Source organism: Peribacillus sp. P4_C12, assembly GCF_056402095.1.
Window position 1 is genome coordinate 1 of sequence record NZ_JBFUIB010000006.1, and the last position, 19,119, is coordinate 19,119.

General features: G+C 37.7%; 12 protein-coding genes. 5 read left to right on the forward strand and 7 right to left on the reverse strand.

Annotation, left to right across the window (positions count from 1 at the left end; genetic code table 11):
- Positions 1 to 162: 162 nt before the first annotated feature.
- The 4 genes from AC1DUW_RS02975 to AC1DUW_RS02990 all read left to right on the forward strand — a co-directional run bounded on the left by AC1DUW_RS02975 (position 163) and on the right by AC1DUW_RS02990 (position 5,496).
- Complete coding sequence (locus AC1DUW_RS02975; RefSeq protein ID WP_477641953.1) at positions 163 to 1,074, forward strand: alpha/beta hydrolase; 912 nt, start codon at positions 163 to 165, stop codon at positions 1,072 to 1,074.
- Positions 1,075 to 1,111: 37 nt separating this feature from the next.
- Complete coding sequence (locus AC1DUW_RS02980) at positions 1,112 to 2,734, forward strand: flavin-containing monooxygenase (RefSeq protein WP_477641954.1); 1,623 nt, start codon at positions 1,112 to 1,114, stop codon at positions 2,732 to 2,734.
- Positions 2,735 to 2,863: 129 nt separating this feature from the next.
- On the forward strand, positions 2,864 to 4,072 hold the full coding sequence (locus AC1DUW_RS02985; protein WP_477641955.1) for an iron-containing alcohol dehydrogenase family protein: 1,209 nt from the start codon (positions 2,864 to 2,866) through the stop codon (positions 4,070 to 4,072).
- A complete protein-coding gene (locus tag AC1DUW_RS02990; protein WP_477641956.1) occupies positions 4,072 to 5,496 on the forward strand; it encodes an NAD-dependent succinate-semialdehyde dehydrogenase in 1,425 nt (474 codons plus the stop codon). Before AC1DUW_RS02985 ends, AC1DUW_RS02990 begins: the two co-directional genes overlap by 1 nt.
- A 362-nt stretch (positions 5,497 to 5,858) precedes the next feature.
- Here the strand turns inward: AC1DUW_RS02990 and AC1DUW_RS02995 are convergent, their stop codons facing one another.
- From AC1DUW_RS02995 to AC1DUW_RS03025, 7 genes are all read right to left on the reverse strand, one after another.
- A complete protein-coding gene (locus AC1DUW_RS02995; protein ID WP_477641957.1) occupies positions 5,859 to 6,641 on the reverse strand; it encodes an enoyl-CoA hydratase/isomerase family protein in 783 nt (260 codons plus the stop codon).
- Between the two features lie 448 nt (positions 6,642 to 7,089).
- Positions 7,090 to 9,279, reverse strand: coding sequence for an acyl-CoA dehydrogenase family protein (locus AC1DUW_RS03000; RefSeq protein ID WP_477641958.1), 2,190 nt, complete (start codon positions 9,277 to 9,279; stop codon positions 7,090 to 7,092).
- Between the two features lie 25 nt (positions 9,280 to 9,304).
- Positions 9,305 to 11,059, reverse strand: coding sequence for an AMP-binding protein (locus tag AC1DUW_RS03005; RefSeq protein ID WP_477641959.1), 1,755 nt, complete (start codon positions 11,057 to 11,059; stop codon positions 9,305 to 9,307).
- Positions 11,060 to 11,543: 484 nt separating this feature from the next.
- A complete protein-coding gene (locus tag AC1DUW_RS03010) occupies positions 11,544 to 12,872 on the reverse strand; it encodes an MFS transporter (protein WP_477641960.1) in 1,329 nt (442 codons plus the stop codon).
- Between the two features lie 41 nt (positions 12,873 to 12,913).
- Complete coding sequence (locus AC1DUW_RS03015) at positions 12,914 to 13,321, reverse strand: Zn-ribbon domain-containing OB-fold protein (RefSeq protein WP_477641961.1); 408 nt, start codon at positions 13,319 to 13,321, stop codon at positions 12,914 to 12,916.
- 23 nt (positions 13,322 to 13,344) lie between these two features.
- On the reverse strand, positions 13,345 to 14,517 hold the full coding sequence (locus tag AC1DUW_RS03020; protein WP_477641962.1) for a thiolase C-terminal domain-containing protein: 1,173 nt from the start codon (positions 14,515 to 14,517) through the stop codon (positions 13,345 to 13,347).
- 36 nt (positions 14,518 to 14,553) lie between these two features.
- Positions 14,554 to 16,149 carry an ATP-dependent acyl-CoA ligase gene (locus AC1DUW_RS03025; RefSeq protein ID WP_477641963.1) on the reverse strand — a complete coding sequence of 532 codons (1,596 nt, stop codon included), beginning with the start codon at positions 16,147 to 16,149 and terminating at the stop codon, positions 14,554 to 14,556.
- 311 nt (positions 16,150 to 16,460) lie between these two features.
- Here AC1DUW_RS03025 and AC1DUW_RS03030 point away from each other — a divergent pair, with 311 nt between their 5' ends.
- A complete protein-coding gene (locus AC1DUW_RS03030) occupies positions 16,461 to 17,876 on the forward strand; it encodes a sigma-54 interaction domain-containing protein (protein WP_477641964.1) in 1,416 nt (471 codons plus the stop codon).
- Positions 17,877 to 19,119: the final 1,243 nt, after the last annotated feature.

Genomic DNA, 19,119 nt, shown 5'->3' on the forward strand with positions numbered 1-19,119 from the left:
CTARTATATTTCGATGAAGGTAGGTAGAAAAGGTCTTAAGAACAACTTGGTATAGTATTTGCAATATATTAAGTAATTCTCCCCCTAGAAAACTTATTTAATAGAATCACATCCAAATAAGTTGGTGGGAATAATGAGGAAATAAGGAGGAATACTTACAAAATGCAAACGAATTTATCAAAGGAATCAGATTTCTTAAGAGGACTATATCAGGACTGGACTGATCGTATGGCAGGTAACCCATCTATGACGATGGCTGAAATGAGAAGTCTTTTCGATGAATGGGAGAAGCCTACTATAGAACCAGTGGATGTGACCTATAAATCCGACAGGGTCGGCGGTGTCGATGCTATTTGGGTCTTCCCTATCGGGTGTGACAAATCCAAGGTACTAATCTATACCCACGGTGGCGGGTTTGCTGTAGGATCTTCAACAAGTCATCGCAAGTTGGCTGGTCACGTAGCAAAGGCTTTAGGAGTGTCTTCATTAGTTTTGGATTATCGCCGATCACCTGAGAATCCGTTCCCGGCACAAATAGAGGATGCTGTCGCAGTTTACAAGGCGTTACTAGAGTCTGGCATTAACGCTAAGGATATCGGGACAATAGGTGATTCTGCTGGTGGAAATCTTGCCGTAGCATCCGTACTAAAGTTCCGCGAATTAGCTCTAGAACTTCCTAGATGTGTAATAGCATTCTCTCCTTGGCTGGATATGGAACTATCTGGAGGTACACTTGATAGTAACACTGAGACCGAAGCGCTTTGTTCGAGAGGAGTTCTAGAAGGAATGCGAGGAATGTTACTTGGAGAAGACATCACAAAGTTTAAGGATCCTTTAGCTAACCCTCTGTATGCTGATTTCAAGGACTTTCCTCCACTTTACATAAATGCGGGTGGAGCCGAAACACTTCTTGACGATTCTCGTCGTTTGTATGCTCGTGCTACTGAAGCAGGAGTACAGGCAACATTGTCAGTCGTAGAGGGAATGCAACATGTTTTCCCAATCCTTGCTGGTCGCGCTCCTGAGGCGGATGAGGAGATCAGTAAGATAGCAACTTGGTATCAAGCACTCTAACAAAATGGACAAGACGACTATTAGGGAGGGAAACGTTATGAGTCAAATAAATAAAAGCAATATTCCACATTTTGATGCCGTTGTAGTTGGTGCAGGATTCGGAGGCCTTTATTCAGTTCACAAGCTTAAAAATGAACTAGGCTTGACGGTACGTGCATATGATACAGGCGCAGATGTTGGTGGAACCTGGTACTGGAATCGTTATCCAGGAGCACTTTCAGATACCCAAAGTTATATTTATCGATATTCCTTCGACAAGGAGCTTCTTCAAGAATCGACGTGGAAGAATACTTATTTAACCCAGCCGGAAATCTTTGAATATCTTTCTCACGTCGCCGACCGATTTGACTTACGTAGCAACTACCAGTTTAGAACCAAGGTCACAGCAGCTCATTTCAACGAGGAGACAAATTTATGGCAAATTATGACCGATAGAGGGGATGAAGTTACTGCAAAATTCTTTGTGACCGGACTTGGACTGTTATCTGCAACCAACGTACCGAACTTCAAAGGCAGAGAGACCTTCAAGGGCGAACAGTATCACACTGGGGCATGGCCAGAGTCTGGTGTTGACCTTAAGGGCAAGCGCGTTGGTGTGATTGGTACTGGATCAACTGGGGTACAGTTAATTATTGCTATAGCTCCTGAGGTGGAGCATCTGACTGTTTTTCAACGTTCAGCTCAATACAGTGTACCGGTTGGTAAGCGACCTCAATCTGAAGAAGATATCGCTAAGATAAAGGGAAATTACGATGAAATTTGGAAGCAAGTTAAGTCTTCTGCCGTGGCCTTCGGTTTCGATGAAAGTACAGTGCCGGCTGTTTCCGTTTCGAAAGAGGAACAAGATCGTGTGTTCGAGGAAGCGTGGAATAAAGGCGGTGGTTTCCGTTTCATGTTTGGAACCTTCAGTGACATTGCTACTAATCCAGAGGCAAACGAAGCAGCCTGCGAATTCATCCGTAAAAAGATTCGGGAGATCGTCAAGGATCCTGAAACAGCAAGAAAGCTGACACCGACTAGCCTTTATGCAAAGCGTCCACTTTGTGATAATGGATACTATGACATTTTCAATAGAGATAATGTTTCTCTCATTGATGTCAAGGAGAACCCCATTTTGGAAATCACACCAAAGGGTATACGCACCACAGACGGAGAATATGAGCTTGATGTGTTAATCTATGCTACTGGTTTTGATGCGGTAGATGGTCACTATATTAGGATGGATTTGCGTGGTCGCGGTGGTGTCACAATGCGTGAAAAATGGGAGGATGGACCGACAGGATATTTAGGCATAACGAATACAGATTTCCCAAATTTGTTCATGATCCTCGGTCCGAACGGTCCTTTCACCAATTTACCACCTAGCATTGAAACTCAGGTCGAATGGATTTCAGACACCGTTAAGTACATGGTGGAAAGAAACATCAAAACTATCGAACCTACTCAGGATGCAGAGAATGATTGGCTTACGACATGCAGTACGATCGCAGATGCGACACTATTTCCAAAAGCTGAATCATGGATTTTCGGAGCCAATATTCCAGGTAAGAAAAATGCGGTCAGGTTCTATATGGGTGGTTTAGGGAATTATAGGAAGGTTCTAGAGGAAGTAGGATATAACGGCTTTGCTTTTGATCATGCATTTGCTGACAAAAAATAAAATAGAAAGCTGATGGAGTCGGAGTTCTTTCCGAGTTCTTTCCGACTTCTTTCCACATGAACTAAGTAATACAATTGATCATATTTCTTAAAAGGTAGGTGTAGATTGCCTATTTACAGGAGGAGAATTATGTATTTAAATCAACAAACCTTTAACTCTACTTTACCTACAAATGTTATTTTTGGTGTCAATAGTGTTGAAGAAAACTTAATTGTTAAGATTAAAGAATATAATAAGACAAATGTATTTATCGCAACTGACCCAGGACTTGTAAAGGCTGGGATACCAGATAAAATATACTCTCTTTTAAAAGATAACGGAATTGAAGCAATTGTATTTTCAGAGGTAGAGCCTAACCCTCATGCAGTTACAATCATGAAGGGATCAGAATTATATAAGGCTGAATCATGTGACATGATTCTTGCTGTAGGTGGAGGAAGTGCGATGGACTTCGCAAAAGCTGTTGGTGTTAAAGTTAGCCACCCAGGACACATCCTCGATTATCGCCGGGGAGAAAATCCAATTGTTAACGAAATTCCCACATTGTTTGCTATTCCTACAACAGTTGGGACCGGCTCCGAAGTAACAACTGTGGCAGTAGTAACGGATCATGTTGCAGGTAGAAAATATGTTGTATCGTCTCCGATGCTGGCACCTAAAGTCGCATTTGTGGATCCAATCTTAACTTCATCTCTACCACGTCAAGTAGTTGTGGCAACAGGAATAGATGCATTAGTTCATGCAATAGAAGCTTTTACAGCTATTCGTGCAACGCCAATAACTGAAGGTTTAGCTATTCAAGCAATAAAAATGCTTGTAGAAAATTTGCCATCGACATATGCACATCCTAAATACCTTGAAGCAAGATCACAAGTTCATTTAGCTAGTACAATTGCTGGTATGGCCTTTAGTCTTGGAGGTCTTGGGCTCGTCCACTCTTGTTCACATCCTATGTCAGCTATTTACAATGTCCCACATGGTCTGGCTAATGCGATTCTACTACCTAATGTTATTGAATATAATCTAATTTCAAACTACCAAAAGTATGCTGAGATTGCTAGAATCTTTGATTCTTCTTTAACAGTCCAGAATAACAAAGTTGCTGCGGAAAACCTTGTATATTTACTCAATAGTTTTAATCAATCATTAGGTATTCCAAAAGATTTTAATTATCTAGGGATAAAATTCACAGAGGAAATGGTTAATCGTTTAGCCCATGATGCAATGGATGATAAAGGAACAATTCCAAATAATCCGCGAAAAGTTATTAAAGAGGACATTGTTCAAATTTATAATAAGGTCTTACCTTTATACCAAGAGGAGGGAGCGTTAACGTAATGTATATCAATGGAAAATGGTTGGTGACTGATCCTATTTTAGAAGTTAAAAATCCTGCAAATGGCCAATTGGTAGATAAAGTATTTTTAGTTGGAAAGAAAGAAACCAAAAGTGCGATAGCAGCAGCTAAAAGTGCATTACCCTTATGGTCCGGATTAACTGGAGAACAGCGTGGTGCATATTTACACAGAGTAGTAGAAAAATTAGAACAAAAAAAAGAACACCTTGCTCAAATAATTACAAGAGAAATGGGAAAATCCATTCATAATGCTCGTTACGAGGTAGGGAATACAATTTCCTTTTTTAAATGGTATGCTGAAGAGGCCTGCCGCGTTTATGGTGATTTAGTTCCAGCATCTGCACCAAACAAAAGAATCTCTGTTCTAAAGCAGCCGATTGGAGTCGTTGGATGCATTACACCATGGAATTTTCCATTATCAATGGGAGCTAGAAAATTAGGACCAGCACTGGCAGTTGGTTGTACAGTTATTTTACGTCCATCCCGTGAGGCACCTTTATCATCTCTTGAGCTTTTTAAAGTGTTTGACGAAGTTGGTCTACCTGAAGGTGTAGTTAATCTTGTTATCGGGAATTCTTCTGACATTGTAGGAGAACTAATGGCTAGTGTGGATGTTCGGAAGATATCATTTACCGGATCAACAGAAGTTGGAAAGAAACTTATTCGTCAATCTGCTGACACAGTAAAACGTGTATCAATGGAGCTTGGTGGACACGCACCATTTATCGTATTTGAAGACGCAGACATTGATCTTGCTATTGAAGGTACAATTAGTAGTAAGTTTGCATCTACTGGCCAACAATGTGTATGCGCTAATCGTATTTATGTACACAATTCGATTTATGATACATTTGCACACCGATTTACCGATAGAGTTTCCACAATGGTGGTCGGTGATGGGCTAGATAATAAGACTCAGATAGGGCCAATGGTTAATCAAGATGCGGTAGATAAATCACACGATCATGTGACTGACGCAGTAAGTAAAGGAGCTTCGATTCTTTGTGGTGGTAAAGCATTGACGAAAAATGAATATAAAAATGGATATTTTTATGCCCCGACGGTATTAGTTGATGTTAATGAAGAGATGAAAATTACCTATGAAGAAACATTCGGTCCAGTAGCTCCATTAATTCGCTTTAGTACTGAAGACGAGGTCATAGAAAAAGCCAATAATACACAATTCGGGTTAGCCTCATATTTTTATACGAATGACCTTTCAAGAGCACATCGAGTTTCAGAAAAGTTAGAATATGGAATGGTTGGTGTTAATGATCCAGCACCATTTGCTGTCCAAGCTCCTTTTGGTGGAGTGAAAGAAAGTGGATCAGGAAGAGAAGGTGGAAAGTATGGGTTAGAAGACTATTTAGAAACAAAACTAGTTTCTAAAGTAATCCGTATGTAGCTTGATTTACCAGTATTTGTAAAGTTTTTACGAGTGTTTTAATCACCTATGATAAACTATCATTTCATTATATTTTTGGTATATAGCATAAAGGCGTACTAACAAATTTGTACATATCTTGTGTAGTACGCCTTATTTATGTATAAAGCTTATTGTCTTCCATTTGTATTTTAAGGTTGACCAAGTTAATTTGGTCAACCTTTTTATTTGGGTCTAGAAAAACAAAGTAGTTAACAAAGAAAATGGGAGTGTTCACAAGTGACCTTCCCTTTTTTCAAAAAACAGCGCATTTTTAAAATGCTTTCTGAACAAATAGTAGACCGATACGTTAGTGATTTGAAACAACAACTGGATAGAAGACTTTAAAGGCGTGCTGGCCTTTTTTCAAGAAAAGCATAAATCCCTTCTCTGGCAATATCCGTTTGAAATACTTCTCCCAAACACCCTGCTTCCATTTGTAACCCTTCTCGTAATGTCAAATCCATCCCTTCATCCACACATCTTTTTATTCGAGATAAAGCAAGAAATGAATGCTGTGCAATCTTTGTAGCAATTTCTCGCGCAACAGATAGAGCTTTTCTTTTCGATACTACATGATTGACCAATCCAATTCGTTTCGCTTCCTCAGCAGATAATCGATCGCCCGTAAACATTAATTCCTTTGCTTTTGATTTCCCAACCAATCTAGACAATCGTTGGGTTCCGCCAGCACCTGGCAGTATACCCAATGTGATTTCAGGCAGACCAATTTGAATTTGTTCTTCTGCTATTCGAATGTCGCAGGCTAATGCAAGTTCACAACCACCTCCGAGCGCAAATCCATTAATAGCAGCAATCACTGGTCTGTCAAGAGATTCCAGCAAATTAAGTGGCTCTTGGAGGCGAAGTGCGAATTCACGTACTTCCTCCACTCCAACTCCAAGTAACGGGGGAAATGATGTGATATCACCTCCCGCCATAAATGCTCGTTCCCCTGCACCAGTAACAATTACGGCGTATATGTCTGGATCGCTCTCAATTTGCTTAACTGTTTCCTTCAATTGGTCTGCTACAGTAATGTTCAGCACATTTAAAGGAGGATTGTCAATCGTGATGACGGCAACCTTTTCCTCTTTACTCCAATAGACAAATTGATTCTTTTCCATTTCGTTCACTCCGATTTCTATTTTAGTTTTAACTCAAGCCAATTCGCTTGACCAGTATTTCATTTATCTCAAGAGCGTTCCGAGCTAATTAATATAAATATGCATCCAGCTAATAAACTGAATAGGGAACTCTATTGTATAGTTGTTACTGCCTTGTGTTGCACGGTTTCAGCAGTATCATCATTTACTAGTGTGTTTTTTAATTAAAGAGACATAAGGATTCCTAATGCTTCGGTCGCTTAGATGGCAACTTGTCCAGATGCGGAATCCACCACCATATTTCCACCAAAGATTAAATCATACTCATGCCCTATGATCGCCTGTGTAATCAATTTGGAGAAGGTAATTTATTTTTGTTTATAACCTCAGAATTATTAATTGAAAATAAAAAATAATCAGAAAATAACAACGGTGGCCTTTACTCTTATCAACTCCAGTTAATAGTGGTTTAAATAATTCCTAAACGTTTGACCAAAACTTCCTTCATAATCTCAGAAGTACCGCCACCTATTGTCATTATCCTTGCATCACGCCACTGTCTTTCTAAAATTAAATCAGTTCTGCAACCATCAATTCCCATTAATCTAAGTATTTTTGATGTAATACGAGTTACCATTTCTGTTGCATAAATTTTAGCAATTGTGGACTCTATCGTTGGATCTATACCACTATCAAATAGCTTAACGGCTTTATCCACAAGTACATAAGCCTTTTCAATGTCCACCTTAACCTTAGAAATTTCTTTTTCTTTATCAATGGTGTTTTTATCACTTTGTAAAAATTCTTCTAATGACCTCTCTGCAATACCTATAGAAAAATATGAAACCATGACACGTTCCCACTGGAAATTTTTCATGATTTCATAGAAGCCTTGGTTTTCAACTCCCAACAAGTTTTCAGAAGGTACTTTAACATCCTCCAAATAAATAATCGCTGTATCAGATGCTCTCCATCCCAGTTTATCAATTTTACTTGAAGAGATACCTTCAAGGTTTGTATCTACAATAAAGAAACTAATGCCCTTATAGCCTTTATCCGGATCCGTTTTAACTGCCAATACAATATAGTCCGCATTAACACCATTTGTAATAAAAACTTTAGATCCGTTTATACGATAGTAGTCACCTTCTCGTGTTGCGGTAGTAGTCATGGAGGCTACATCCGATCCGGCATGAGGTTCGGTAATGCCAAGTGCAGCTATTTTCTCTCCTTGAATGCTTGGTTGTAAATATTGTTCCTTTTGCATTGAAGTTCCTAACTTTTCAATTGCTGTAATTGCGATAGAAGTATGAGCTGTTATTCCAACGGTAACCCCACCGGAACCACATTTGGCTAATTCCTTAATAAATCTTCCATCCCATTGATATCCTAATTCTGTGCCTCCATATTGTTTGCTAAATTTAATACCGAGATATCCTTGCTGTCCAAATTTTTCAAATAAATCGCGTGGAACCTCCCCGTCTTGTTCCCATATCTCTATATTGGGCGTGACCTCCCGATAAATAAACTCTTCTAATTTACGATGGAAAATGGCTTCATCTTTATTCATCGTTATGTTCTTTTCCTCAATATAAGCAATCTCTTCATTATCATAGCAAGTCATTAGTACTAGCAGTTGACTATCACGCCACAGCTTTTGTATAGGGTATTCCATCGAGTATCCGTTCCCACCAAATATTTGAAATGCATTGTCCGTAATTTCGTGAACAGTTTCTAAAATATCTCGTCTTAAGGCCCCTGTTGAAGCAGGATAAAGTACAGCGAGGTGCCTTTTATCATGCTTTAGTTTTGAATAAATTAACGCTTCACAAGCCTCCAACTCCACAGCCATTTCGACAAGTCGATGAGATATAGTCTGATTTGTTGCTATTTTTTGGTTAAACTGTTTTCTTTCATTCGCATAACTCTTAGCCAACTCATAAGCTTTTTGAGCCATACCTACACCAATTATTGCTAAAGAAAGATCAAGAACTTCCTTAAAACTAAAGTTTAATCTCGATGATTCGGATGCCACTGATGGATCTATGACATATTCTTTAGAGAGCATGGCTTCAATTTCTATTTCATAAAACTGAACTTGATCGAAACCCATCATCTGCGTAGGTATGACCTTGGCATCTTGCATCTTCTCTTTGTCAATTATAAAATAAACCTTCTCATTATTAGAATTTAACGCTGTAAACATATAGAAATCAGATTCGATTGATGGTGCAACATAACTACTTTTTCCTGTTACTTTCCATCCTTCATCTACTTGCTCTGCAGTCAATAGTGTCTGTTCTATTTCGGGCAAGGAAGTAGATGCTAGTTTACCTTCTAAAATTACAGGATTTAAATATTTTTGTTTTTGCTCTTCGGAACCCCAAGTATAAATTGGAAAGGCAAAAGCAATAGACTGAATGAAGGTTGCATATGCCAATGAACTGTTTCCAGTACGAGCTAATTCTTGCAAATAACATAATTGTGCGCTTACAACGTTATCTTGCCATTCTTGTTCATCATCGTACATAAAAGACATGTAACCAAGTTCTCCGGATTTCTGTAAAAGTTGAACGATTTGTTCTTTAGTCTGATCCCTAGGAAAGACTTCTTTCTTGATCCATTTCCTAATTAATTTTTGTAGCTCTTCAAGTTCCATATCTGAATCTCCTTTTCTGAAGTGGTTACATCCTTTTATTACTGGTCATTTTTTCACGAACATCCTTTAGCTTTAATTCTTCAATGGCTTGTTCAACTAACTTGAACTTCTGAACTTTCCCTGTTGTGGTCAAAGGATATTCATCAGCTGAAATAAACTTAATGTATTTAGGGATTTTAAACTTTGCTAGTTTTTCTTTACAGTATTCTCTAATTTCTTCTTCTGAAGCTCTTTCAGTATCGTTTATGGTGATAAATGCCATTCCTACCTCTCCCATTTTTTCATCTGGAACTCCAACGACATAGGCCTGATTTATCTTTGGATGACGAGACAGTATAATTTCTACTTCTTTTGGTGCTACGTTTTCACCACCAATAATGTATAATTCTTTACTTCGACCGGTAAGTTCAAAATAGCCGTCTTCACGAATTCTTCCTAAATCTCCTGTTTTTAACCAACCATCCTTATCAATCACCCCTGAAGTTTCCATTGGTTTCTTGTAATAACCTATTGTGAGTATGTTACCCCTGCACACTAACTCTCCTTCAGAACCGAGCGGCAAGTCCTCTCCTGTAAAAGGATCAATAACCTTGTACTGAGTATTGCGCCAGCCATATTCGGGTAATCCACTACTTCCACCCGGCATAATCCTTCCAACAGTCGTAGTAATAATTTCAAGAGAATCTCCAGGTGCCGTATGCATAGACGCTGCAGATACCTCCGTCATACCATAAGCGGTACACAGCTCATTAATATGCAATTCTTCTTGAAGTCGTTTCCATAAAGTAATAGGTGCAGGTGCAGACGCGCACATGATAGATTTTAGGGAAGTCAGATCAAAATCTTTAATTGTTGGATGGTTTAGTAATGCAAGGGCAATGGTAGGGACAATTAACATATCGGTAGCTTTACTCTGCTCTATTAATATAAGAGTCTCTTGGGGTTTGAAAACAGCTTGTGGAATAACCATGCCTCCTACAAATAAAGCGGCTAATAAACCTTCGACGTAAGAAAAAGAATGGTGTAAAGGTAATGGAAAATAAATACGTCTCCCGTCCTCATAAGCACGACTCAAACAGGTAGCAAAAGATGAACGGAGAAGTGTATCATGTGTAAGCATTGCCCCCTTTGGTTTGCCGGTAGAGCCTGAGGTGTACAAAATATCTGATACTTCCTCGGGGTAGTGGAGAATATTTCGAATCGTTTCTTTGATTTGATCACCTACTGTTTTCCCCTTTTCAATGAGATTATAAAAATCTATCGTATTTTCGTATTGTCTGTTATTTGGGGAAACGATGATAACATGACAAAGCATTGGTAACTTTGCACTTTTCCCTTTTGATAAAAGATCGGGATCAATCTCATTTAACATATCAATGTAATTGATACCTGCAAAATTATCCATCATAATTAAATACTTTGAATCGGACTGTTTTAGCAAGTATTCTAATTCTTCAGTTCCTGCCTTAAAGTTTAGAGGAACATTGACACAACCCACCTTCGATACCGCAAATTTACTAAAAATAAATTCTGGACTATTAGGCAGTAGACAAGCAACGTGGTCCCTTCTTTTGATTCCTAATTTAACTAATCCTTGTGCTAGATGATTCATACATTTATCTGTTTCTTGGTAAGTATAAGAGTGATGTGAGGTATAAATATATGTTCGTTCTGGATACTTAGATACAGTACGCTCCAACCGCTGACTAATAGTCATTCTCTCCCAAACAGGATAAAGATTGTATAAATATTCTAACCTTTCTTGGAAAATATCTTCCATCCCCATCTCTCCTATAAATAAAGTTAAATTTCATTTTTTAATATTTAAACTGAATGACGTAAGTCATTTATTTTTCCAATGCCTCCTCACTTTTCGATTATTCCACTGCACTTATTTGGATGAGTCCATTAATTGAGTTTTCTAGGGGGAGAATTACTTAATATATTGCAAATACTATACCAAGTTGTTCTTAAGACCTTTTCTACCTACCTTCATCGAAATATAYTAGTAGTAATAATCACGCCAACTCTAGATTCTCTATCTGAAAGGAAATAAAGTAATGAAAATAAAGTATATACCCCYTTTAACTTTGCATATGCGATTTTACACAAGCATATTTGAATATGAGYATTTAGATATTTAYCWMTGTCACTTATTTATTACGAAAAAAAGCTGATTCCTCAATTTTGGAAACCTTTTGATTTGAGATTACTACGATAATAGATWTAGGTGAATYATTTAAGTGAAAATGAATTTATATAAATTATTGGACCTGTGTWAAGTTAGATGGAACATCGGTAGACTTTTTACGTAATTTCACCAAAGTAACCAAAATGGCCGATATAATATWAATWCCCGATAAAAACAGCAAGCCTGCAATTTTATTTCCACCTGACATAAGAGCTCCGACAATAAATGGCCCAAAAAARCCACCCRAATTTCCTATTGCAGAAAAAATACCTGTCAATCCACCAAGCATATTCGCTGGAAATAATTCAGACAGCGCCKTTAAGTAAACAGCAGTTGCAGATGCAGAAGCCATTAACGTAAGACTAATAAATACAATGGACAATATAAAATTACTAGTCCCAATCAAAGCCGTGCTGAAAAGACATATTCCCGCAATGGCCTCCAAAATAAACAATAAAGACCGTTTATTCCCCCATTTATCATTAATAATTCCTGTCAAGATCATACCAAAAGTCGCAGCTAACCAAGGTAATGCAGAAATAAAACCTATCTTTGCATACCCATATTGAGAAATTCCCTTAATGATTACAGGTAACCACATACTGACCCCATAGTTACCAATGACCATGGCCCCCCAAGATAACGTAAGAAAAATAAAATTCCAATTAAGCGCAGCTCTCCAATAGCTCTTTTCTTGTATAATTTTTGGCTTTTTCTCTTCCTTATCTAATTCCTCAAGTAGATAACGTCGCTCCTCTTCACCCAATCGTTTCGACTTTGCTTTTTCTGGATGGTCAGGAACGATTAAATAAAAAATAAATGCGAAAACAAGAGGGGCTAGTCCTTCGAAAATGAACATCCATCTCCAACCTGGAAAATCAATCCAGCTTGAAGCGACGATTAGGCCAGAAATTGGTGACATAATTAAAGGAGCAAGTGTTTGATAAAGCGCAAAAGTACTTGTGGCACGCCCTCGTTCCCTTTCAGGAAACCAATTAGCAATCAACACGTACATAGTTGGTAGCATGCCCCCCTCAGCTACTCCTAAGAGAAAACGAACTACGATAAAGGTGGGAACATCATTGACTACTCCTTGTAAGGTCGCAAAAAGTCCGGTGAAGAATCCAAGAATGAGTATATTTCTCTTTGCACTGCTACGACTCGCTAAATGACCAGCTGGCATTTGCAGTAGCATATATCCAAAGAAGAAAACTCCCGAAATGAATCCGCTTACGGTCGAGGTTATAGAGAAGGTGTTTTGCATGCCGGTCATCGCGAATGAAATATTGGTTCGATCTAAATAAGCAAATAGATACATAATTAGGAGCATTGGCATAATCACTTTCCAACGATAACTGCCACGCCGTTGATCCATAGAGTTGGTAGAAATATTTTCTTTCATATTTATCACTAACCTCCTATAATTAATTAATCATCTTAATATCAGGCCTTTTCCCAATGAAGTAATGTAATCTCGTCGTTGACATCCTCAAACACTGCTTTTACTTCCATTTCACAAACGATTTCTTCTACGTTTCCTAAAAAGTTACCAAGGATACGCACTCCTTCTCCTAAGTCAGCAACAACAGCCGCCATCGGAAGATACTGTTTAAACCAAGGGTGAAAAGCTCTATAATAAACTGAATAAGTATAGACCTTGCCCACTTGAGGCACTTCGGTCCATGATAGTTGATTAGCATGGCACTCGAAACAGAGGTCTCGTGGTGGCCACTGAATGTGTCCACATGCTGTACAACATTGAATAAGAATTTTACGTTCCTTTAATCCGCGGTAGTATGGAGCATAAAACTGATTAATAACCGGGAATGGTCTAGCAATTATCTCTGACACGTAATGATTCCTCCTTCTTTATTTTAATTATGCATGATGATAATCGAGCCATCGCCAAAATCACCGTAACCTGTTACAAGACCAATATGAGCATCATTTACTTGTGCAGGTCCCGCATCCCCACGTAATTGGCGGACGGCCTCCACCACATGATTCATACCAAGAACATGGGCTTGCGAAAGAAGTCCTCCATGGGTATTAATAGGTAGTTCCCCTCCCAGATTAATCCTTCCATTTTTAACAAATTCTGGACCTTCTCCTCTCTTACAAAATCCGATTTCCTCTAACTGACGAAGAACAATAAATGTAAAACAATCATAAATCTCTGCAAAGTCAATCTCTTTCAGTGTAACTCCTGCTGATTCTAATGCTCGTGGTGCCGCTTTTGTAATCCCCATGTTCAAAATATCGGGTCGACTAATCAAATCATCTGGGTGGTCAGCGTGACCTTCGGCTCCTCCAGCAATATAGATAGGAGAGTGACGCCCGTAATCCCGTGCATCATCCGATCGCATAACGAGTACGGCTGCTGCTGCATCAGTTTCTATACAAATATCATATAACCGAAAAGGTTTCACAATAAATGGGGAGGACTGATAGTCTTTCTGTGTCATCGGACGATTTTTCATATACGCCTTTGGATTTAATTGAGCATGTTTCCGAGTTGTTAAAGCAACCGTTTCCATTCCAGAGCGATCTGCCTTTGTTTCATGAAACCATCTATTGGCATGTAAGCTGTACCATTGCATTGGAACAATCATTCCATATGGAAATTCTAAGTTCGTACGAAAATCGGAACCAGGTAATTTTTGTGATGTAATAAGATCTGTATTCCCTGCTCCTAATCTTAATCCGCTATATCCAGTCCATCCCGTTGAAACGATAATACGGTCAGCCAAACCAGCTGCGATAGCTCCTGCAGCCATTAACACCCCTGCTGTCGCACTCGCTCCTCCTATATTCACATGGGCGTGAAACTTTAAGTCCCTAATACCAAGCGCTGAAACAAAATCTTCATTGGTTACATCTGAATAAGGGATGACAACTCCATCAATCGATTCCGTTTCAATTCCAGCATCATGACAAGCTGCTACAGCAGCCTCTAAAATAAGTTCACGCGTACTTTTATTTGTACCGCGAACATAATCTGTCTCTCCTATTCCTGCAATGGATGCAACATCTGTTATCCTCTTCACTCTTTACCCTCCCACTATAAATTAATTATTGAATATTTAAATCTGAATCTTGGAACGGAAAATTTTATCTACGCTGTCATAACTATTGATGCGAAGGTCTTCCGATTCTGTGCGAAGTTTTTGCTTTTGAATTTTCCCAGTATTAGTAACTGGAAATTCATTACAGAAACCCCAATATCTCGGGATTTTAAAATATGCTAATCTCTCTTCACACCACGCAATTAGATCCTCCACTTCTACTGAAGCACCTTCATGTCTGATTACATAGGCTTTAACCTCTTGCTCACGAATCTCATCTGGCACCGCAACCACAGCTACATCAAATACATTAGGGTGTGTTCTAATTGAGTCTTCAACTTCAGAAGCGGAAATATTCTCACCAGACCTACGAACGATGTCTTTTTTACGATCTACAAAATAAACATACCCTTCATCATCCGTTCTTACATAATCACCAGTGTGAAACCATCCATTTTTCCATACATCTTCGGTTGCTTCCGGATTGTTATAATACTCCTTCATAAAACCGCGACGGCGATTGAAAGAATCACTTCCGCGTAACACAAGCTCCCCAATTTCTCCTGATTTTACTGCATGATTGTCATCATCCACCACCATAACTTCGTATTCAGGAAATACTTTACCTACACATCCTGTACCTATTTTTCGTTCCATATCCACATTGGTACAGATAGCTAAACCACATTCTGTCATCCCGAAACCTTCAAGTAAGGTTACATTAAAACGTTTTTCAAATTCACCATGCAATTTAGAAGGAACACCGCCACCCATACCAATCCAATGAGGATGGTCTGCATCATTTTCCGTCTCTTCTTGTCCCATCAACATTGCAGGCATTACCCCAAGATAATGGAACTTGGTTGCCCCGGATTTACGTACGTTATCCCACCAACTTCTCGGATGAAAACGATCCACAAGAGCCAGTCTCGCTCCAACCCATAGCGTTCCCATAGTGGATAAAATTTGTGGATTCATATGGAACAATGGAAGAGGAGTAATTACACAATCTTGTTCCGTTAGATTCATATTTTGTGCATAACGATAACCTGCAATAAGATAATAAGAATGTAATTGGACGCATCCTTTTGGATGACCAGTTGTTCCTGACGTATAAAGAATAGAAGCTTCATCATTTTCATCTAAATCGACTACAGGTAGTTCATCAGATTGTCTTCGAACCAGACTATGATAATCAATTCCTATTTCCAACTCTCCTTCTGTTTGAATGACCACAAGTTCTTGAATCTTCGGACACCGCGGCAAAATAGTTTTAATCAATGGATAATAGTCCTGATATGTAACCACTAATATAGATTCACTATGATTTATAACGTATGCGGTTTCTTCTTCCTTAAAAAAGGTATTAATAGGAACGATAGAAGCTCCAATACTGTTTAATCCAAGCCAGATATGGAGAAATTCGGGGAGATTTGGCAACATTAAGACAATACGATCTCCTCTTTGAATACCTATTTCACGAAATCCATTGGCTGCTTTAGCTATCTGCCTATACATCTCGATATTTGATGTATTCTCCCCTTGCCACCAGAGAAATGGTTTTTCTGGATTCTTTTTCACCGCTCTCTCAACTAATTCCCGAATACTTTTCACTAATAGTCACCTCTAATAGTTTTATTTGAAGACATCCACTTCTTTCAAATGAGTAGCTCATCCATTTGGTTTCGTTTATAACTGTCTACTAGAATTACCTCCTCCCTTTAATCTCTTTTAAAAAGATTACTAAATAATAAACAAGCAATAATCATGCCAATGGTTTCATACTGATTTAACAAACTATTATTTGATTTTTTATATGTTGCATATGCATTTTTGCGTATGTATAATGAATTTTAAATATTTTAAATATTTATAATTTACAAAAAAGTAAATATAAACCAAATAATAGTAAGGATGTGAATAAGATGTATACAGCCCCCCATTTTCAAAATAAAGATAATAATCAACTTATTGCATTGTTCACTAGCATCTTTAGCACTTCTTATGATGGTTTATTTGTATGTGATAAAAGTGGTTATCCACTTTTATACAATCAAGCTTTATTGGAAATTTCCGGAATGTCTATGGAACATCTGAATTCTTTTGGAAGCGTATTCAATTTGTTGGAGAACGGTGGACTACCCAATTCCGCCAGTACAGTTGCAATTCAAACGAAAAAAATGCACAGTTCAATGGTCTCTTATTACAATGGCAAAAAAGCCATGCTTACAGCAACACCTGTGTTAAATGATAATAACGAAGTTCAATTTGTAGTTACAAGTGTAAGAGACGTGACCGAAATTAATCGACTACAAAAAGAATTAGAGGAAGTACAACAAATTAACACTGCCTATCAAATAGCATTAGAACAAGTCAAAGAACAACTTGATACGCAGGATCAGCTTATATACCGTAGCAGGATTATGCACCAAATTGTCTCCCTTGCATCGCGTTTTTCAAAAAATGACTCTCCTATTCTACTACTAGGAGAGTCTGGAGTAGGGAAGGATGTCATAGCCCAATACATTCATAAACAAAGTCAAAGAAAGGGTAATTTTGTTAAAATAAACTGTGGAGCAATTCCAGAAAATCTACTAGAATCAGAATTATTTGGCTACGAAAAAGGAGCGTTTACGGGAGCTAATCAGTCAAAAGAAGGTTTGTTTGAAACGGCGCATAAAGGTACGATTTTTTTAGATGAAATTGGGGATCTTCCCTATCCATTACAAGTTAAACTATTAAATGTTTTACAGGACTCCAAAATAAGAAAAGTGGGAGGAACAAAATATTACGAAGTAGACATGCGAATTATTGCAGCAACAAATTGCAATCTTGAATCTTTGATTGAACAAAAAAAATTTCGTCAAGATCTCTATTACAGGCTAAATGTACTTAATCTTACAATACCACCATTAAAAGAAAGACAAGAAGATATTTCTGCACTTCTATTCTACTTTTTAAAAAAATTAGAACAAAAATACTTAATTGAAAAGAAAATGGATACCATTGTATTGGAAAAGTGTTTGGAATATGATTGGCCAGGTAATATTCGAGAGGTAAAAAATATCGTAGAGCGAATGTATCATATGAGTGAAGATAGTAGGATTACTTTGAAAGAGTTACCAACTTCAATTTTAAAGAAGACAAAAATACTTATACAAAATATAGACTATAACACATCAGAAATTACTGTTCCTCTTAAAGATGCTATGGAGAAGTTCGAAAAACGGTATATTACACAAATGCTTTTACAGACTGCTACTATGCAGGAATGTGCTGACAAACTCCAAGTAAACATCTCCACTCTTGTGCGAAAAAAGAAAAATTTAAAAATAATATAAATTTTAGTTAGTAACTACCCTTGTTTAATTAGACCCAAAAATATACAGATAAGTATTCGTGGATAAATCACTCAATAGAACTCTATGTCGAAAATAATAAAACAGTGAAGGAAAATTGAAATTACAAATGTAAGTAAAGCCGCAGTAACGCATTCAAGAATATTCTAGAATATTCCGAGCCGAAAGGTCTGCGGAGTTAAGGGAAACGAGTTCCCTAAAGCCCAATATTTTAAGTTTAATGATTGAACTTTTACTTAAACTTCAACATTGAGCAAAAGTTTTTTTGCTCTTTATGGGGTACCGCCACATGCCCCTCAAGCTAACAATCGATATATCCCCCAAGATGAAAAATTTAAGCTTTATCCAGTAAAGAACTTCTAAAATTTTCGTTTTGGGGGTAATTGTTTTTCTTAGCTTGATGATTATGTGAGGCTACCCCTTAAATGAATTAATACCAGATTCTCCTTTTTTCGTGCATCTCATTTAGAAGTACCAATCTTATTAGCCTCTTGGACAAGATGCCTATGCTTGAAAAATAATACTTCCCCTATAAGTTCTGGTCATCCTCTCGCCCCTTTCACGAAGTAAAATAGCTACACAAACAAAGCCCTCAAGAAATTAAACTTCATAAAGTTGATGTAGCTTTAGAATAAAGTTTGACCAAAGATTACTCTAAATCTTTGATTTTACTGCATACAAAAAGCCATCGTTTTTAACAAAGATTGAACAAAACGATGGTTATTTTCTATTTTACAGAATTACTTTTTATAAAAAAGTTTGATTAATTTAATGTTCCTTATTCCACTAACGGACCTGTTAATTCATTAAGATTTATTGTAGAGTTGGCATCAAACTGTGCATCAATTCGGGTTTATCAAATAAAAATAAATAGCTAGGAGATAGATGATAATGTAACCTACAGCGCATATTTTATAAAAAAGCATTAAGCAACCCTTCTCACTTCGTAAGAAAATAAGTACTCCAAGAGCAATTACTACAGTGATGATATATAGAGGGCTATATGTTAGTTGAGCTATTAAAGTAGTCGTTGATTGTTCTTCTAAATCAGTCAAGTTGCCTCCAAATAAGAGAAATAAAATCAATAAACTAACCTGCCCCGTTAGTTCATTAACAAATTATCAAACTTTATTTCATGTCTACACAAGCACCATGTTCTGTATCTTGTAGTATTATGGCTCGTGTAGCGTTTGTAAACCTACTAGTCATGTCAGTAAACTGCGCT

Excerpts from the sequence above, each read along its gene's own strand:
- AC1DUW_RS02975 (WP_477641953.1), top strand. The coding sequence starts at position 163 with ATGCAAACGAATTTATCAAAGGAATCAGATTTCTTAAGAGGACTATAT.
- AC1DUW_RS02980 (WP_477641954.1), top strand. The coding sequence starts at position 1,112 with ATGAGTCAAATAAATAAAAGCAATATTCCACATTTTGATGCCGTTGTA.
- AC1DUW_RS02985 (WP_477641955.1), top strand. The coding sequence starts at position 2,864 with ATGTATTTAAATCAACAAACCTTTAACTCTACTTTACCTACAAATGTT.
- AC1DUW_RS02990 (WP_477641956.1), top strand. The coding sequence starts at position 4,072 with ATGTATATCAATGGAAAATGGTTGGTGACTGATCCTATTTTAGAAGTT.
- AC1DUW_RS02995 (WP_477641957.1), bottom strand. The coding sequence starts at position 6,641 with ATGGAAAAGAATCAATTTGTCTATTGGAGTAAAGAGGAAAAGGTTGCC.
- AC1DUW_RS03000 (WP_477641958.1), bottom strand. The coding sequence starts at position 9,279 with ATGGAACTTGAAGAGCTACAAAAATTAATTAGGAAATGGATCAAGAAA.
- AC1DUW_RS03005 (WP_477641959.1), bottom strand. The coding sequence starts at position 11,059 with ATGGAAGATATTTTCCAAGAAAGGTTAGAATATTTATACAATCTTTAT.
- AC1DUW_RS03030 (WP_477641964.1), top strand. The coding sequence starts at position 16,461 with ATGTATACAGCCCCCCATTTTCAAAATAAAGATAATAATCAACTTATT.